The following is a 15,781-nucleotide window of genomic DNA, read 5'->3' on the forward strand; positions in this document are numbered from 1 at the left end:
TGCCAGATGTAAGACTCCGCGGGCGCAGACGTTGCGCCCGCGTGGGCCACTGCATCTGAAAAATAATAATCATCGCGACATTGCTAACTTTTTAAATTACAGGTGAAATATGACTTACGTAATTGTTCATGCTCTTGCTCCGATTTTCGTCATCATGCTACTAGGATTCTGGGCCGGGAAGGCCAAAATGGTGGACAACAAAAACGTCTCCCTGCTCAATATCTTCGTGATGGACTTTGCATTACCCGCTGCGCTGTTTAGCGCGACGGTACAAACCCCATGGGCCGGTATTGTTGCGCAGTCGCCGCTGATTGTGGTGCTGACGTTGGCAATGTGGATTACCTATGCTGTCATCTACTTTATGGCGACCAAAGTCTTCAAAAAATCTCCGCAGGATGCCGCCGTGCTGACGTTGACCGTCGCGCTGCCAAACTACGCGGCGCTTGGCTTGCCGATTCTTGGTAGCGTCCTCGGTGAAGCGTCATCAACGTCGCTTTCGGTTGCCGTGTCTATTGCCTGCGGTTCCGTGCTGATGACGCCGTTCTGCCTGCTGATTCTGGAGCGTGAAAAAGCGCTGGCAGCAGGTGGAAATACCGGCTCCACACTGTCAATGCTGCCGGTATTGATGTGGCGCTCTATCAAGAAACCTATCGTGATGGGCCCGCTGTTGGGGGTTATTCTCTCGGCGATCGGCATCAAAATGCCGGAACTGGTACTGGCGGCCATTAAACCGCTGGGCCTGTCTGCAACCGCCGCCGCGCTGTTCCTGACCGGGGTTATCTTGTCTGCCCGTAAACTGCAGATCAATACCGTGGTCATTACGTCGACTATTACCAAGCTGCTGATTCAGCCTGCAATTGCCTGGGGCATCGTGCTTATCTTCGGTCTGCATGGCTCCGTAGCCATTACCGCTATTCTGATGATTGCGCTGTCTGCCGGTTTCTTCGGTGTGGTGTTCGGTAACCGCTTTGGCGTGCAGTCACCGGATGCAGAAGCCGTGCTGCTGTTGAGCTCAGTCCTGTGTATCCTGTCGCTGCCGCTGTTTATCTCGCTGACTTCAGGAATGTAAATCATGACCTCAACATTACGCCCACACGATCTTATCTGGCTGAATGCGCGTGACGCGCTGGAAGAGACCACGGAATCCTGGGTGGATGACGTTTGGCATACCGGCCTGCCGGTGGTTGTGCGGCGTGATGTTGACGAGGCGGGGCGTATCCCCGTCGGTGTGCGCGGCATGAAGCGCTGTCAGCGGGCGGCGGGTTGGGTGAATCCTGATGCCCTCACCCGCGTCTGTACCCCGGAGTCGCTGGTTGACCCGCAGGCGATGCTGCGTTCACCGTTTATCTCTCAGCCACCGGTTCAGGTGGCTTTGTTGCTGTCACAGCAAGCGTGGCCGTGGACATGGGGTATTACCGGTAGCACCGGTTATGCGCTGGCGACCGGGATCCCGGTGATTCATGCCAGTAGCGATCTGGATTTGCTGATCCGTGCCCCGCAGGCGCTATCACGCGAGGTGCTGGAAAAATGGCAGCAACAGCTCACGGACGGTCTGTGCCGCGCGGACACTCAGGTAGAAACGCCGTATGGCGCGTTTGCCCTAAACGAATGGCTGCGCGACGGCAGGGCACTGTTAAAAACATCGCAGGGGCCGCGGTTGGTGAGCGACCCGTGGAGCAGGGAGGAGTAAATGAAAATTCTGTTCACCTTTCCGGGACAGGGAATCCAGCATCCAGAGATGCTGCATAACCTGCCGGGAACGGAATTGGCGCTGGCACGTGAAGTGCTGGGTGCAGAAGCGGATACGCTGGATTCCCCTGACGCATTGCAACACACCCGAGCGGTACAGTTAGCGCTGTTGATTGCCGGGGTTGCCTGGGCGCGCGAGCTGGAACGTCGCGGCGTTTCACCAGACATTGTGAGCGGGCTGTCGATTGGTGCATATCCGGCAGCGGTGGTGGCCGGGGCGCTCGACTTTACCGACGCGCTTAAACTGGTGGCGTTGCGCGGTGATTTGATGGAGCAGGCCTATCCACATGGCTACGGCCTGACGGCGATCATGGGGCTGACGTTATCGCAGGTGGAATCGCTGGTGGTGGGTAGCGGAACGTATATCGCCAACCTCAATGCCGAAACGCAGATTGTGATTGCCGGGACTGATGAGGCAATGGCTGGAGTGGCAAAACGGGCGTTGGAGAAAGGGGCGAGCAAAGCACATCGTCTGGCGGTTAGCGTACCGTCACACTGCGAACTCCTGGCAGAACCTGCGCAAAAATTGGCAGAGGCGTTTAGCCTGGTGACACTTTCTCGTCCTCGCTACGCTTATCTCAGCGGCAGCACTGGACGCGTGCTGTGGCAGCCGGAGCGCATTGCTGACGATTTGGCGATGAATATGGCGCGCACCGTGCGCTGGCAGGAGGCGGTGGTCTCCGCCAATGAGCGTGAAGCCCGGCTGGCGATTGAAATGCCACCCGGCGGTGTGTTGACCTGCCTAACGCGTCAGGCGGCGTGGGAAGGAGAGTCAATTTCGCTCGAACGCAGCGGCGTGGACGTTGCTGTACATCTGGCGAAACGGCTGCGTGCATAGTGGTATTGCCCGATGGCGCTGCGCTTATCGGGCCTACAAAATCGGTAGGTCGGATAAAACGCGTTAGCGTTGCCATCCGGCAATCAGGCTCCGCTCTTCAAACTCCGCGCATACATCCGCCCTTCGGCAGCTAACGCCAGCAAACTCGGGTCGCGCTCGCGGTTGCGGGCAAAGACAATCGCGATAAGCTGCTGCATTTGATAGGGCTCGGACAGCTTTTGCAGCTTCACGGTATTCTCATACATCTTCTTCATTCGCCCTGGCATCAAACAGAATCCAACCCCTGCCTGCACCAGACTGAGCATCGAGAAAATATCGTTCACGCGAGTGACGATTGAAGGCTCAAACCCGGCGACATGAAACGCTTCCTGGAAGCCCGCATAGGTGGCAAAGCCTTCCGCCAACGAAACGAACTTCTCATTGCGATAATTGCGAAGATCCGCTGTTTTGCTGGGATCCAGCGCTGCCGTGATCGGTGCAGCAAGGTAGATGTCATCGTGGAACAGCGGCAACACTTCCAGACTGTTACGGTCGATCTCGCTTTCAGAGATCGAGATCAGAATCGCATCCAGGGTAGCGCTCTCCAGCATATTCAGCAGGGCTTCGTTTGATCCCATCGTTAGATCCATTTCCAGATCCGGACGACGTAGCTTCATACCCATAATCAGGCGTGGCACCGTTTCCAGCGTTAACGAGTAGAGCGTGCCGACACGCAGACGGCCCTGACCGACGCCCGCCGTTTTGCGCGTCTCTTCCAGCCCACGTTCCATCAGCTGGGTCACTTCCTGACAGTACTCCAGCAGCGTCCACGCCGCCGGTTGCGCAATCAGGTTACGCCCTTTGTGTACAAACAGCGGACAACGAACGTTCTCTTCCAGCGTATGCAGCGCCCGATGCACGCTCACGCCGCTGATATCCAGCGCCTCGGCGGTACGGGCGATGTTGCCCTTCTCCATAAAGGTCATGAAGATGGTCAGTTTGCGGAAGGTAATATCATCGGTGATTGATAAGTTCATCGTCCGCCTTTCGTGGTTAGTCGTTCTGCAGCATCTGCTCAAGTTGCTCTTGCGCGTCCAGCCAGGCCATTTCACACTCTTCCAGCCCTGATTTAGCGCTGGCTTGCTGTTGTAAACATGCGGTCAGTTCGGCCTTGCGGCTTTGGTCGTACAGCTCGCTGTCACCGAGTTTTTCTTCCGCTTGTGCCAGCTGTGCCTGCAGCTTCTCCATCTCTTTTTCAAGACGGGTAATCTCTTTACGCAGCGGCTGGGTTAGGGTGCGCAGTTCGGCTTCACGGCGCTTCTGGTCTTTACGCGCCTGGGCGCTGTTGACGCTCTCTTTTGCCGGTTCATCGCTCTGACTTTCCTGCTTTTGTACGTCGCTCAGCCACTGTTGATAATCTTCCAGATCACCGTCGAACGGCTCAACTTTTTTATCATGAACCAGATAGAGATCGTCGGTGGTGGAGCGAATCAGGTGACGGTCGTGCGACACCACCACCAGTGCGCCTTCAAAATCGATCAACGCTTCGGTCAGTGCCTGGCGCATGTCGAGATCCAGGTGGTTAGTCGGTTCATCGAGCAGCAGCAGGTTCGGACGCTGCCAAACGATAAGCGCCAGTACCAGTCGTGCCTTTTCACCCCCCGAGAAGCGAGCGGTCTGTTCGGTGACTTTATCGCCCTGGAAGCCGAAGCCGCCGAGGTAATCACGCAGCTTCTGTTCTAACTCCTGTGGCGCCATGCGGGCCAGATGCTGAATGGGCGATTCATCCGCGCGTAAAAACTCCAGCTGATGCTGGGCGAAGTAACCGAGCTTAATACCTTTCGCCAGACCGATTTCACCGCTAATCGGCGCCAGTTCTCCTGCCAGCAGTTTAATCAGTGTGGATTTACCCGCGCCGTTACGGCCTAACAGGCCGATGCGTGACCCTGGTACCAGGTTCAGCTTGATGGAGTCGAGAATAATGTTCTCGCCATAACCTGCGCTGACCTTCTCCATTTTCAGCAGTGGGTTAGGCAGGCTTTCGGGTATGCGGAAGCTGAAGTGAAACGGGTTATCAACATGGGCCGGGGCAATCAGCTCCATGCGTTCCAGCATCTTGATACGGCTCTGCGCCTGTTTGGCTTTGGTGGCCTGCGCCCGGAAGCGGTCGATATAGCTTTGCAGATGCGCCACGCGCTCCTGCTGGCTTTCGTACATCGCCTGTTGCTGTGCGAGGCGAGTGGAACGCTGTACTTCAAACGCGCTGTAGTTCCCGGTGTACTCGAACAGGGTTTGCTGTTCGATATGAATAATCTTATCCACCACCGGATCGAGGAAGTCACGGTCGTGGGAGATCAGGATCAGCGTACCCTGATAGCTTTTCAGCCATCTTTCCAGCCAGATTACGGCGTCGAGATCGAGGTGGTTGGTCGGTTCATCAAGCAGCAGCAAGTCAGAACGGCAAATCAGCGCCTGAGCCAGGTTGAGACGCATACGCCAGCCACCGGAGAAATCGCTGACCGGGCGTTCAAGTTGTTCGTTAGAAAAACCGAGGCCGTGCAGCAGGCTGGCGGCACGCGAGCGCACGGTCCAGGCGTCGATGGCGTCCAGTTTGCCGTGCACGGTGGCAATCGCATGCCCGTCGTTACGTTCGTTGGCCTCGTTCAACTGTGCTTCCAGTTGACGATACTCGCGGTCGCCGTCAATGACGTATTCCAGCGCAGGCTGAGCAAGCGCGGGCGTTTCCTGATTTACCCAGGCGAGCTGCCAGTTACCTGGGTATGTAAACCCGCCAGCGTCGGCGCTGATTTCATTTTTCAGCAATGCCAGCAGGGTAGATTTACCGCAGCCATTCTTACCCACCAGGCCCACTTTCTGACCTGGATTAATGGTGGCCGTGGCATTTTCCAGCAGGACGCGCACGCCGCGACGAATTTGTAACGAGGAGAAAACAATCATAAGGCGCCGTATGTTCAGACTATGTTAATTTATCATTATGATAATGTAATGTGTGGGCGGTTTGCCGCACCGAGGCGCAATGGTAGCCCAAAACGCCGAAAATAGACAAAGACATAACCGGGAGGGGGATGATGTTCCAGCCAGCGAAAGTTTTGCTGCTGTATGCCCATCCGGAATCTCAGGACTCGGTCGCGAACCGGGTGCTGCTTAAACCGGCCATGCAGCTCAGTAATGTTACCGTGCACGATCTTTATGCGCACTATCCTGATTTTTTTATCGACATCCCGCATGAGCAGACGCTGCTGCGTGACCATGATGTGATTGTTTTTCAGCATCCGCTGTATACCTATAGCTGTCCAGCGCTGCTCAAAGAGTGGTTTGACCGTGTGCTGAGTCGTGGGTTTGCCAGTGGGCTGGGAGGAAATCAGCTGGCGGGAAAGTACTGGCGGAGCGTCATCACCACCGGTGAACCCGAAAGCGCGTACCGCTATGACGCGCTGAACCGCTATCCAATGAGCGATGTGCTGCGCCCCTTTGAGCTGACAGCCGGTATGTGTCGAATGCACTGGATGAGCCCCATCATCGTTTACTGGGCCAGACGGCAAACGAAGCAGGAACTGGACAGCCATGCCAAAGCGTATGGTGAATGGCTGGCAAATCCAATCCCTGCGGGAGGCCGCTGATGGAAGGTTCTGATTTATTGACTGCGGGAGTGCTGTTCCTCTTCGCGGCGGTAGCGGCGGTGCCGCTGGCGTCAAAACTGGGTATCGGCCCGGTGTTAGGGTATTTGCTGGCAGGGATGGCGATTGGGCCGTGGGGATTAGGATTCATCAGCGATGTGGATGAAATTCTCCATTTCTCCGAGCTGGGTGTGGTCTTTCTGATGTTCATTATTGGGCTGGAGCTTAACCCGGCCAAACTGTGGCAACTGCGGCGCTCTATCTTTGGCGTCGGAGCCGCGCAGGTGATGCTCAGCGCGGTGATTTTGGCCGGGCTGCTGATGCTAACCCACTTCTCCTGGCAAGCAGCCGTGGTGGGGGGGATTGGTCTGGCGATGTCGTCCACTGCGATGGCGCTCCAGTTGATGCGGGAAAAGGGGATGAACCGCAGCGAATCCGGACAGCTGGGCTTTTCGGTACTGCTGTTTCAGGATCTGGCGGTGATCCCGGCATTGGCGCTGGTGCCGTTATTGGCGGGCTCTGCCGATGAGCATTTTGACTGGATCAAAGTGGGCATGAAGGTGCTGGCTTTTGCTGGCATGTTGATTGGTGGACGCTATTTGCTGCGCCCCGTTTTCCGCTTTATTGCGGATTCCGGCGTGCGGGAAGTGTTTACTGCCGCCACGCTGTTGTTGGTGCTCGGTTCTGCTTTATTCATGGACGCGCTGGGGCTGTCGATGGCGCTGGGGACGTTTATCGCCGGCGTGTTGCTGGCGGAAAGCGAATACCGACACGAGCTGGAAACGGCTATCGATCCCTTCAAGGGGCTGCTGTTGGGGCTGTTCTTTATTTCTGTGGGGATGTCGCTCAATCTTGGCGTGCTGTATACCCATATCCTGTGGGTGGCGGTAAGCGTTATTGTGCTGGTGGTGGTTAAAGCGCTGGTACTGTATGTGCTGGCGCGCCTGAATGGCATGAGAAGTTCGGAACGGATGCAGTTTGCCGGGGTATTAAGCCAGGGGGGCGAGTTCGCGTTCGTACTGTTTTCAACCGCGTCCTCGCAACGACTGTTTCAGGGCGATCAAATGGCGCTGCTGCTGGTGGCCGTCACGCTATCAATGATGACCACGCCGCTATTGATGAAGCTGATTGATAAATGGCTCTCCCGCCAGATTAACGGCCCGGATGAAGAAGATGAAAAACCCTGGGTGGAAGACGATAAGCCGCAGGTGATTGTGGTGGGATTTGGCCGCTTTGGTCAGGTAATTGGGCGTTTGCTGATGGCGAACAAAATGCGTATTACCGTGCTGGAGCGGGATATCAGCGCGGTGAACCTGATGCGTAAATACGGTTATAAGGTGTATTACGGCGATGCCACGCAGGTGGAACTGTTACGTTCTGCCGGTGCAGAAGCGGCACAATCGATCGTCATTACCTGTAACGAACCCGAAGATACGATGAAGTTAGTGGAATTGTGCCAACAGCATTTTCCACATTTGCATATTCTTGCGCGCGCGCGCGGACGAGTAGAGGCGCATGAGTTAATACAGGCTGGTGTGACACAGTTTTCCCGCGAAACCTTCTCCAGCGCACTGGAGTTGGGGCGAAAAACGCTGGTGTCATTGGGGATGCACCCGCATCAGGCGCAGCGTGCCCAGCTGCATTTTCGTCGGCTGGACATGAGCATGTTGCGGGAGCTGATCCCTATCCACACAGATACGGTACAAATCTCTCGAGCCCGAGAAGCCAGGCGCGAACTGGAAGAGATTTTCCAGCGTGAAATGCAGCGAGAGCGACGTCAGCCGGACGGCTGGGATGAATTTGAGTAGAGGATAACCATGGCAATTCGTAAACGTTTTATTGCAGGTGCAAAATGCCCATCCTGCCAGGCGCAGGATTCACTGGCGATGTGGCGCGAAAATAATATCGATATTGTTGAGTGTGTTAAGTGTGGTCACCAGATGCGGGAAGCGGATAAAGAAGCCCGCGAGCACGTTCGCAAAGAAGAGCAAGTAATAGGGATTTTTCATCCGGACTAGCGATATGCCGCAGCTTTTTTTAAGCTAGAGGGTACACAGGTGCAGAATTCCGCTACAATCTGCGCCACTATTCTTTCCATGCTCAGGAGATATCATGAAAGTAGCAAAGGACCTGGTGGTCAGCCTGGCCTATCAGGTACGTACAGAAGACGGTGTGTTGGTTGATGAGTCTCCGGTGAGTGCACCGCTGGACTACCTGCATGGTCACGGTTCCCTGATTTCTGGCCTGGAAACAGCGCTGGACGGTCACGAAGTTGGCGATAAATTCGATGTTGCTGTTGGCGCAAACGACGCTTACGGTCAGTATGATGAAAACCTGGTGCAGCGCGTGCCGAAAGACGTCTTCATGGGCGTTGACGAACTGCAGGTTGGCATGCGTTTCCTGGCGGAAACCGACCAGGGTCCAGTACCGGTAGAAATTACCGAAGTGGAAGATGACCACGTCGTGGTTGACGGTAACCACATGCTGGCTGGCCAGAATCTGAAATTCAACGTAGAAGTTATCGCTATCCGTGAAGCAACCGAAGAAGAACTGGCTCACGGCCACGTTCACGGTGCAAACGGCCATGACCACGATCACGAACATGGTCACGATGGTTGCTGCGGCGGTCACGGCCATGACCACGATCATGGTCATGAACACGGCGGCGAAGGCTGCTGTGGCGGCGGTAAAGGCAAAGGTAACGGCGGCGGCTGCGGTTGCCACTAATCGGTATGATTGCCTGATGGCGCTACGCTTATCAGGCCTACCGTAGGACGGATAAGACGTTTACGTCGTCATCCGGCACAAAAAAAGCGGGGAAACCCCGCTTTTTTTACGTCTTAATAATGCGGTGGTGGCGTCTCTTCAGACTGCGACGCAATATGGGATGGCTGCGTTGCTTTAAGCTTCTCCGTCAATAGACGCAGATGATCGCGCAGTTTAGCCATTTCCAGTTCGTGAGCGGTGACCGTCACGTTGAGTTCTTCAATGGTGATTTCCTGAAATGCCAGGCGACTTTCCAGCTCAGCCAGGCGGGTTTCCATCGTTGTATCCTGCATGATTCACCTCTTCTGTTATTTCCGGCAGATCGCGGACTGCGGCGAATTTTACTCAACTTTGTCTGTTTGCACAGCACTCATTCCTTCGCAACGAAACTAATTTAAACAAAAAGAGTCTGAAAAGTGGTGATAATAGGGCGTGCCCGTATGTTGATTTGTTCTGCAACGCTTTATAGTACATTTTTGTGTTAGTTAACCCTGGGGTGAGATGCCCCGGCCCTGGAGAGATGGATGAAATCACTGTTTAAAGTAACGCTGCTGGCGACCACGATGGCCGTAGCTCTACATGCCCCGATCACCTTCGCCGCCGATGCTGCGAAACCAGCCGCTACTGCTGACAGCAAAGCCGCATTCAAAAATGACGACCAAAAATCTGCTTACGCGCTGGGCGCGTCTCTGGGTCGTTACATGGAAAATTCCCTGAAAGAACAGGAAAAACTGGGCATCAAACTGGATAAAGACCAGCTGATCGCTGGTGTTCAGGACGCGTTTGCTGATAAGAGCAAGCTGTCCGACCAGGAAATCGAGCAAACCCTGCAGGCGTTCGAAGCGCGCGTGAAGTCTTCCGCTCAGGCGAAAATGGAAAAAGACGCGGCTGATAACGAAGCCAAAGGTAAAGTGTACCGCGAGAAGTTTGCTAAAGAGAAAGGCGTTAAAACCTCTTCAACTGGCCTGGTCTACAAAGTAGAGAAAGCAGGTACTGGCGAAGCACCGAAAGACAGCGATACCGTTGTAGTGAACTACAAAGGCACACTGATCGATGGTAAAGAGTTTGATAACTCTTACACGCGTGGTGAGCCGCTCTCTTTCCGTCTTGACGGTGTTATCCCAGGCTGGACCGAAGGTCTGAAAAACATCAAGAAAGGCGGTAAAATCCAGCTGGTTATTCCACCGGATCTGGCATATGGCAAAACCGGCGTTCCGGGTATCCCGGCAAACTCCACGTTGGTGTTTGATGTTGAGCTGCTGGACATCAAACCGGCCCCGAAAGCCGACGCTAAACCAGATGCTGCCCCGGCTGAAAAAGCTGCAGACAGCAGCAAAAAATAAGTTACCTAAAACCGCCGCCCACAGGGCGGCGGTTTTTTATTATCGACAGGATATAATTAATACTGGAAAGCGCCTCGTGCGCTGTATTACTTTAGATGCCCCTAATAGTGATGAGCCTGCCCTGACAACATAACGACAGGCTCCTGAAAAGGAGTGCTTTTTTTCATGTCCAGGTCGCTTTTAACCAACGAAACCAGTGAGCTAGATTTGCTGGATCAACGTCCTTTCGATCAAACCGACTTCGATATCCTTAAATCCTACGAAGCGGTAGTGGACGGGTTGGCGATGCTCATTGGTTCCCATTGTGAAATCGTATTGCACTCTTTGCAGGATTTGAAATGCTCGGCTATTCGCATTGCTAACGGTGAACATACGGGTCGTAAAATTGGCTCACCGATTACCGATCTGGCGTTGCGCATGCTGCATGATATGACGGGTGCGGATAGCAGCGTGTCGAAGTGTTACTTCACACGTGCGAAAAGCGGTGTCTTGATGAAGTCGGTGACGATTGCCATTCGCAACCGTGAGCATCGCGTAATTGGTCTGCTGTGTATCAATATGAACCTTGATGTTCCTTTCTCGCAGATAATGAATACCTTTATTCCACCGGAAACCCCAGAAGTGGGTTCTGCCGTGAACTTCGCCTCATCAGTGGAAGATCTGGTTACCCAGACGCTGGAGTTCACGATTGAAGAAGTGAATGCCGATCGTAACGTCTCCAACAATGCGAAGAATCGTCAGATTGTCCTGAACTTGTATGAGAAAGGTATCTTCGATATCAAAGATGCTATTAACCAAGTTGCTGACCGCCTGAACATCTCCAAGCACACGGTTTATCTTTATATTCGCCAGTTCAAGAGCGGTGATTTCCAGGGGCAAGACAAGTAATGCGCTTTGCTATCGTCGTGACTGGACCTGCTTATGGTACGCAGCAGGCGAGCAGCGCATTGCAATTTGCTCACGCATTGATTGAAGAAGGTCATGAGTTAAGCCGTGTCTTTTTCTATCGTGAAGGCGTGTATAACGCCAATCTGCTGACGTCGCCCGCCAGTGATGAATTTGATCTGGTTCGCGCCTGGCAACAGCTTAATCAACAGCATGGCGTAGAGCTAAATATCTGCGTGGCAGCGGCGCTACGCCGCGGCGTTGTTGATGAAACTGAAGCAGAGAGGTTGGCGTTGGCTGGGGCTAATTTACAAGCGGGTTTTAACCTTAGTGGGCTGGGTTCGCTCGCTGAGGCATCCCTGACGTGCGATCGCGTGGTGCAGTTCTAATGAATCGAATCGCTTTTGTATTTTCCACCGTGCCTCACGGGAGCGCATCGGGCCGTGAAGGTCTGGATGCACTACTGGCGACATCAGCACTAACAGAAGATCTCGGCGTCTTTTTTATCGGGGACGGCGTCTTCCAAATCCTGCCAGAGCAAAAACCTGATCTCATTCTGGCACGGGACTATATTGCGACCTTCAAATTGTTGGGGCTGTACGATATAGAACAATGTTGGCTGTGCGCTGCCTCATTGCGCGAACGTGGCCTTGATACGGACATGAAATTCGTTGTCGATGCGACGGTACTTGAACCTGAAGAACTGCGCCGTGAACTGGGCAACTATGACGTCATTATGAGGTTCTAAACGCGCATGCTGCATACTCTACATCGCTCAGCGTGGCTGACTGACTTCTCCTCCCTGCTGCGTCTTGTTGGCGCAGACGATGAGCTTTTATTGCTTCAGGACGGCGTGACTGCAGCCATAGAAGGCAGCCGTTTCCTTGAAACGCTGCAAAATGCCTCCATTAAGGTTTATGTACTGGAAGAAGACATTAAGGCTCGCGGGTTGGGTGGTCAAATTTCAGACAGTGTCGTCAGGGTTAGCTATACTGACTTCGTCAGACTTACGGTGAAGCATCCCAACCAGATTGCCTGGTAATTGCGGGATCGTTGTATATTTCTTGACACCTTTTCGACACCGACCTAAAATTCTGCGTCCTCATATTGTATGAGGTCGTTTTATTACGTGTTTACGAAGCAAAAGCTAAAACCAGGAGCTATTTAATGGCAACAGTTAACCAGCTGGTACGCAAACCACGCGCACGCAAAGTTGCAAAGAGCAACGTGCCTGCGCTGGAAGCCTGCCCGCAGAAACGTGGTGTATGTACCCGTGTATATACCACCACTCCTAAAAAACCAAACTCCGCACTGCGTAAAGTATGCCGTGTGCGTTTGACTAACGGTTTTGAAGTGACTTCCTACATCGGTGGTGAAGGTCACAACCTGCAGGAACACTCCGTGATCCTGATCCGTGGCGGTCGTGTAAAAGACCTTCCGGGTGTTCGTTACCACACCGTTCGTGGTGCGCTTGACTGCTCCGGCGTTAAAGACCGTAAGCAATCACGTTCCAAGTATGGCGTGAAACGTCCTAAGGCTTAATGGTTCTCCGTTAAGTAAGGCCAAACGTTTTATATTAATGTCAAACTAAACTCTTAGAGTTTTGGACAATCCTGAATTAACAACGGAGTATTCCCATGCCACGTCGTCGCGTCATTGGTCAGCGTAAAATTCTGCCGGATCCTAAGTTCGGATCAGAGCTGCTGGCTAAATTTGTAAACATCCTGATGGTAGATGGTAAAAAATCTACTGCAGAAACCATCGTATACAGCGCCCTGGAGACCCTGGCTCAGCGCTCTGGTAAAGATGGCCTGGAAGCCTTTGAAGTAGCCCTCGAAAACGTGCGCCCGACTGTCGAAGTTAAGTCTCGCCGCGTTGGTGGTTCTACTTATCAGGTACCAGTTGAAGTCCGTCCGGTTCGTCGTAATGCTCTGGCAATGCGTTGGATCGTTGAAGCTGCTCGTAAACGCGGTGATAAATCCATGGCTCTGCGCCTGGCGAACGAACTTTCTGATGCTGCAGAAAACAAAGGTACTGCAGTTAAGAAACGTGAAGACGTTCACCGTATGGCAGAAGCCAACAAGGCGTTCGCACACTACCGTTGGTAATCCCTTCGGAGTAATAGTCACCAGGCGGGCGCTTCCTGTAAGCAGCCCGCTTTGGGCTACTTAAATTGAACGCCTAAAAGATAAACGAGGAATCAAATGGCTCGTACAACACCCATCGCGCGCTACCGTAACATCGGTATCAGTGCGCACATCGACGCCGGTAAAACCACTACTACCGAACGTATTCTGTTCTACACCGGTGTAAACCATAAAATCGGTGAAGTTCATGACGGCGCAGCCACCATGGACTGGATGGAACAGGAGCAGGAGCGTGGTATTACTATCACCTCCGCAGCGACTACTGCATTCTGGTCTGGTATGGCCAAGCAGTATGAACCGCATCGCGTAAACATCATCGACACCCCGGGGCACGTTGACTTCACAATCGAAGTAGAACGTTCCATGCGTGTGCTTGATGGTGCAGTAATGGTTTACTGCGCAGTTGGTGGTGTTCAGCCGCAGTCTGAAACCGTATGGCGTCAGGCTAACAAATATAAAGTTCCACGCATTGCGTTCGTTAACAAAATGGACCGTATGGGTGCGAACTTCCTGAAAGTTGTTGGTCAGATCAAAACCCGTCTGGGCGCGAACCCTGTTCCGCTGCAGTTGGCTATTGGTGCTGAAGAACATTTCACCGGTGTTGTTGACCTGGTGAAAATGAAAGCCATCAACTGGAACGAAGAAGACGCAGGCGTAACCTTCACTTATGAAGATATTCCGGCAGACATGCAGGAACTGGCTGAAGAATGGCACCAGAACCTGATCGAGTCCGCTGCAGAAGCTTCAGAAGAGCTGATGGAGAAATACCTCGGTGGTGAAGAACTGACTGAAGAAGAGATCAAGACTGCTCTGCGTCAGCGCGTTCTGAACAACGAAATCATCCTGGTAACCTGTGGTTCTGCGTTCAAGAACAAAGGTGTTCAGGCGATGCTGGATGCGGTAATTGATTACCTGCCATCCCCAATCGACGTACCTGCGATCAACGGTATTCTGGACGACGGTAAAGATACTCCGGCTGAGCGTCACGCTAGCGATGAAGAGCCGTTTGCTGCTCTGGCATTCAAAATCGCTACCGACCCGTTCGTGGGTAACCTGACCTTCTTCCGCGTGTACTCTGGCGTGGTTAACTCCGGTGATACTGTTTACAACCCAGTGAAATCGGCTCGTGAACGTTTTGGTCGTATCGTACAGATGCACGCCAACAAGCGTGAAGAGATCAAAGAAGTTCGCGCGGGCGATATCGCGGCTGCGATCGGTCTGAAAGATGTGACAACTGGTGACACCATTTGTGATCCAGACCACGTGATCATTCTGGAGCGTATGGAATTCCCTGAGCCGGTAATCTCCATCGCGGTAGAACCGAAAACCAAAGCTGACCAGGAAAAAATGGGTCTGGCTCTGGGCCGTCTGGCTAAAGAAGACCCGTCTTTCCGCGTATGGACTGACGAAGAATCTAACCAGACCATTATCGCCGGTATGGGTGAGCTGCACCTCGACATCATCGTTGACCGCATGAAGCGTGAATTCAACGTTGAAGCGAACGTCGGTAAACCTCAGGTTGCTTACCGTGAAGCGATTCGCGCGAAAGTTACCGATATCGAAGGTAAACACGCTAAGCAGTCTGGTGGTCGCGGTCAGTACGGTCATGTTGTTATCGACATGTACCCGCTGGAGCCGGGTTCAAACCCGAAAGGCTACGAGTTCATCAACGACATCAAAGGTGGTGTAATTCCTGGCGAATACATCCCGGCCGTTGATAAAGGCATCCAGGAACAGCTGAAATCTGGCCCGCTGGCTGGCTATCCGGTTGTTGATCTGGGCGTGCGTCTGCACTTCGGTTCTTACCATGACGTTGACTCCTCTGAGCTGGCGTTTAAACTGGCTGCTTCTATCGCCTTCAAAGATGGCTTTAAGAAAGCGAAACCTGTTCTGCTTGAGCCGATCATGAAGGTTGAAGTAGAAACGCCGGAAGAGAACACTGGTGACGTCATCGGTGACCTTAGCCGTCGTCGTGGTCAGTTGAAAGGTCAGGAATCTAACGCTACTGGTGTTCAGATTCATGCTGAAGTTCCGCTGTCTGAAATGTTCGGATATGCAACTCAGCTGCGTTCTCTGACCAAAGGTCGTGCATCTTACTCTATGGAATTCCTGAAGTATGATGATGCGCCGAACAACGTTGCTCAGGCCGTAATCGAAGCCCGCGGTAAATAAGCCGCAGGTTAAAAACCAAAATCCCGTGCTCTCTCTATAAAGGGAGAGCACTATAGTAAGGAATATAGCCGTGTCTAAAGAAAAATTTGAACGTACAAAACCGCACGTTAACGTCGGCACCATCGGCCACGTTGACCACGGTAAAACTACTCTGACCGCTGCAATCACCACCGTACTGGCTAAAACCTACGGCGGTTCTGCTCGTGCATTCGATCAGATCGATAACGCACCGGAAGAAAAAGCACGTGGTATCACCATCAACAC

19 protein-coding genes are annotated in these 15,781 nt (G+C 53.3%); 16 read left to right on the top strand and 3 right to left on the bottom strand.

Annotated features, from left to right (window positions below; translation table 11 throughout):
- Nucleotides 1-109 precede the first annotated feature (109 nt).
- From M2374_RS16360 to mdcH, 3 genes are read left to right on the top strand one after another with little or no spacing between them, the layout of a single operon-like run.
- Entirely contained in the window at nucleotides 110-1,069 is a 960-nt protein-coding gene (locus M2374_RS16360; protein WP_115257328.1) for an AEC family transporter, read from the top strand.
- Between the two features lie 3 nt (nucleotides 1,070-1,072).
- On the top strand, nucleotides 1,073-1,690 hold the full coding sequence (locus M2374_RS16365) for a malonate decarboxylase holo-ACP synthase (RefSeq protein WP_181688693.1): 618 nt from the start codon (nucleotides 1,073-1,075) through the stop codon (nucleotides 1,688-1,690).
- Complete coding sequence (mdcH, locus tag M2374_RS16370) at nucleotides 1,691-2,587, top strand: malonate decarboxylase subunit epsilon (protein ID WP_181688694.1); 897 nt, start codon at nucleotides 1,691-1,693, stop codon at nucleotides 2,585-2,587.
- A gap of 83 nt (nucleotides 2,588-2,670) precedes the next feature.
- On the opposite strand, the gene M2374_RS16375 is transcribed toward mdcH, so the two are convergent.
- Complete coding sequence (locus M2374_RS16375; RefSeq protein ID WP_181688695.1) at nucleotides 2,671-3,603, bottom strand: LysR family transcriptional regulator; 933 nt, start codon at nucleotides 3,601-3,603, stop codon at nucleotides 2,671-2,673.
- Nucleotides 3,604-3,619: 16 nt separating this feature from the next.
- The gene (locus M2374_RS16380) at nucleotides 3,620-5,524 is read right to left on the bottom strand and encodes an ABC transporter ATP-binding protein (RefSeq protein ID WP_115257332.1); all 1,905 of its coding nucleotides are present in this window, start codon (nucleotides 5,522-5,524) and stop codon (nucleotides 3,620-3,622) included.
- Between the two features lie 131 nt (nucleotides 5,525-5,655).
- On the opposite strand from M2374_RS16380, the gene kefG reads away from it, so the two are divergent.
- From kefG to slyD, 4 genes are all read left to right on the top strand, one after another.
- Nucleotides 5,656-6,207 carry a glutathione-regulated potassium-efflux system ancillary protein KefG gene (gene kefG, locus M2374_RS16385; protein ID WP_181689103.1) on the top strand — a complete coding sequence of 184 codons (552 nt, stop codon included), beginning with the start codon at nucleotides 5,656-5,658 and terminating at the stop codon, nucleotides 6,205-6,207.
- Nucleotides 6,207-8,012 (top strand): glutathione-regulated potassium-efflux system protein KefB, encoded by a 1,806-nt coding sequence (kefB, locus tag M2374_RS16390; RefSeq protein WP_117342445.1) that lies wholly within the window; start codon nucleotides 6,207-6,209, stop codon nucleotides 8,010-8,012. The genes kefG and kefB overlap by 1 nt, the downstream gene beginning before the upstream one ends.
- A 9-nt stretch (nucleotides 8,013-8,021) precedes the next feature.
- Nucleotides 8,022-8,222, top strand: a complete 201-nt coding sequence (locus M2374_RS16395; RefSeq protein ID WP_005121675.1) for a YheV family putative zinc ribbon protein — start codon at nucleotides 8,022-8,024, stop codon at nucleotides 8,220-8,222.
- Between the two features lie 94 nt (nucleotides 8,223-8,316).
- Complete coding sequence (gene slyD, locus M2374_RS16400; protein WP_181688696.1) at nucleotides 8,317-8,931, top strand: peptidylprolyl isomerase; 615 nt, start codon at nucleotides 8,317-8,319, stop codon at nucleotides 8,929-8,931.
- 113 nt (nucleotides 8,932-9,044) lie between these two features.
- Here slyD and M2374_RS16405 read toward each other — a convergent pair whose 3' ends face one another.
- Nucleotides 9,045-9,263, bottom strand: a complete 219-nt coding sequence (locus M2374_RS16405) for a protein SlyX (protein WP_003023639.1) — start codon at nucleotides 9,261-9,263, stop codon at nucleotides 9,045-9,047.
- A gap of 231 nt (nucleotides 9,264-9,494) precedes the next feature.
- On the opposite strand from M2374_RS16405, the gene fkpA reads away from it, so the two are divergent.
- The 9 genes from fkpA to M2374_RS16450 all read left to right on the top strand — a co-directional run.
- Nucleotides 9,495-10,313 carry an FKBP-type peptidyl-prolyl cis-trans isomerase gene (gene fkpA / locus M2374_RS16410; RefSeq protein ID WP_115257336.1) on the top strand — a complete coding sequence of 273 codons (819 nt, stop codon included), beginning with the start codon at nucleotides 9,495-9,497 and terminating at the stop codon, nucleotides 10,311-10,313.
- A 165-nt stretch (nucleotides 10,314-10,478) separates the two neighbouring features.
- Nucleotides 10,479-11,201 carry a transcriptional regulator gene (locus tag M2374_RS16415; protein ID WP_003023643.1) on the top strand — a complete coding sequence of 241 codons (723 nt, stop codon included), beginning with the start codon at nucleotides 10,479-10,481 and terminating at the stop codon, nucleotides 11,199-11,201.
- Nucleotides 11,201-11,587: a sulfurtransferase complex subunit TusD gene (tusD, locus tag M2374_RS16420; protein WP_115257337.1), complete on the top strand. Its 387-nt coding sequence runs from the start codon at nucleotides 11,201-11,203 to the stop codon at nucleotides 11,585-11,587. Before M2374_RS16415 ends, tusD begins: the two co-directional genes overlap by 1 nt.
- Entirely contained in the window at nucleotides 11,587-11,946 is a 360-nt protein-coding gene (gene tusC, locus M2374_RS16425) for a sulfurtransferase complex subunit TusC (protein WP_096759313.1), read from the top strand. The genes tusD and tusC overlap by 1 nt, the downstream gene beginning before the upstream one ends.
- 6 nt (nucleotides 11,947-11,952) lie before the next feature.
- Nucleotides 11,953-12,240 (top strand): sulfurtransferase complex subunit TusB, encoded by a 288-nt coding sequence (gene tusB / locus M2374_RS16430; protein WP_117342444.1) that lies wholly within the window; start codon nucleotides 11,953-11,955, stop codon nucleotides 12,238-12,240.
- Between the two features lie 125 nt (nucleotides 12,241-12,365).
- Nucleotides 12,366-12,740: a 30S ribosomal protein S12 gene (gene rpsL, locus M2374_RS16435; protein ID WP_003023654.1), complete on the top strand. Its 375-nt coding sequence runs from the start codon at nucleotides 12,366-12,368 to the stop codon at nucleotides 12,738-12,740.
- Between the two features lie 95 nt (nucleotides 12,741-12,835).
- The gene (gene rpsG / locus M2374_RS16440; protein WP_016154763.1) at nucleotides 12,836-13,306 is read left to right on the top strand and encodes a 30S ribosomal protein S7; all 471 of its coding nucleotides are present in this window, start codon (nucleotides 12,836-12,838) and stop codon (nucleotides 13,304-13,306) included.
- Nucleotides 13,307-13,402: 96 nt separating this feature from the next.
- Nucleotides 13,403-15,517, top strand: coding sequence for an elongation factor G (fusA, locus tag M2374_RS16445; RefSeq protein ID WP_096759315.1), 2,115 nt, complete (start codon nucleotides 13,403-13,405; stop codon nucleotides 15,515-15,517).
- A 70-nt stretch (nucleotides 15,518-15,587) separates the two neighbouring features.
- A partial coding sequence (locus tag M2374_RS16450; RefSeq protein ID WP_004929415.1) for a GTP-binding protein occupies nucleotides 15,588-15,781 on the top strand: 194 nt, incomplete at its 3' end.

The sequence above is a fragment of the Citrobacter sp. JUb117 genome, from assembly GCF_024809055.1.
GTDB classification, from domain to species: Bacteria; Pseudomonadota; Gammaproteobacteria; order Enterobacterales; family Enterobacteriaceae; genus Citrobacter; species Citrobacter gillenii.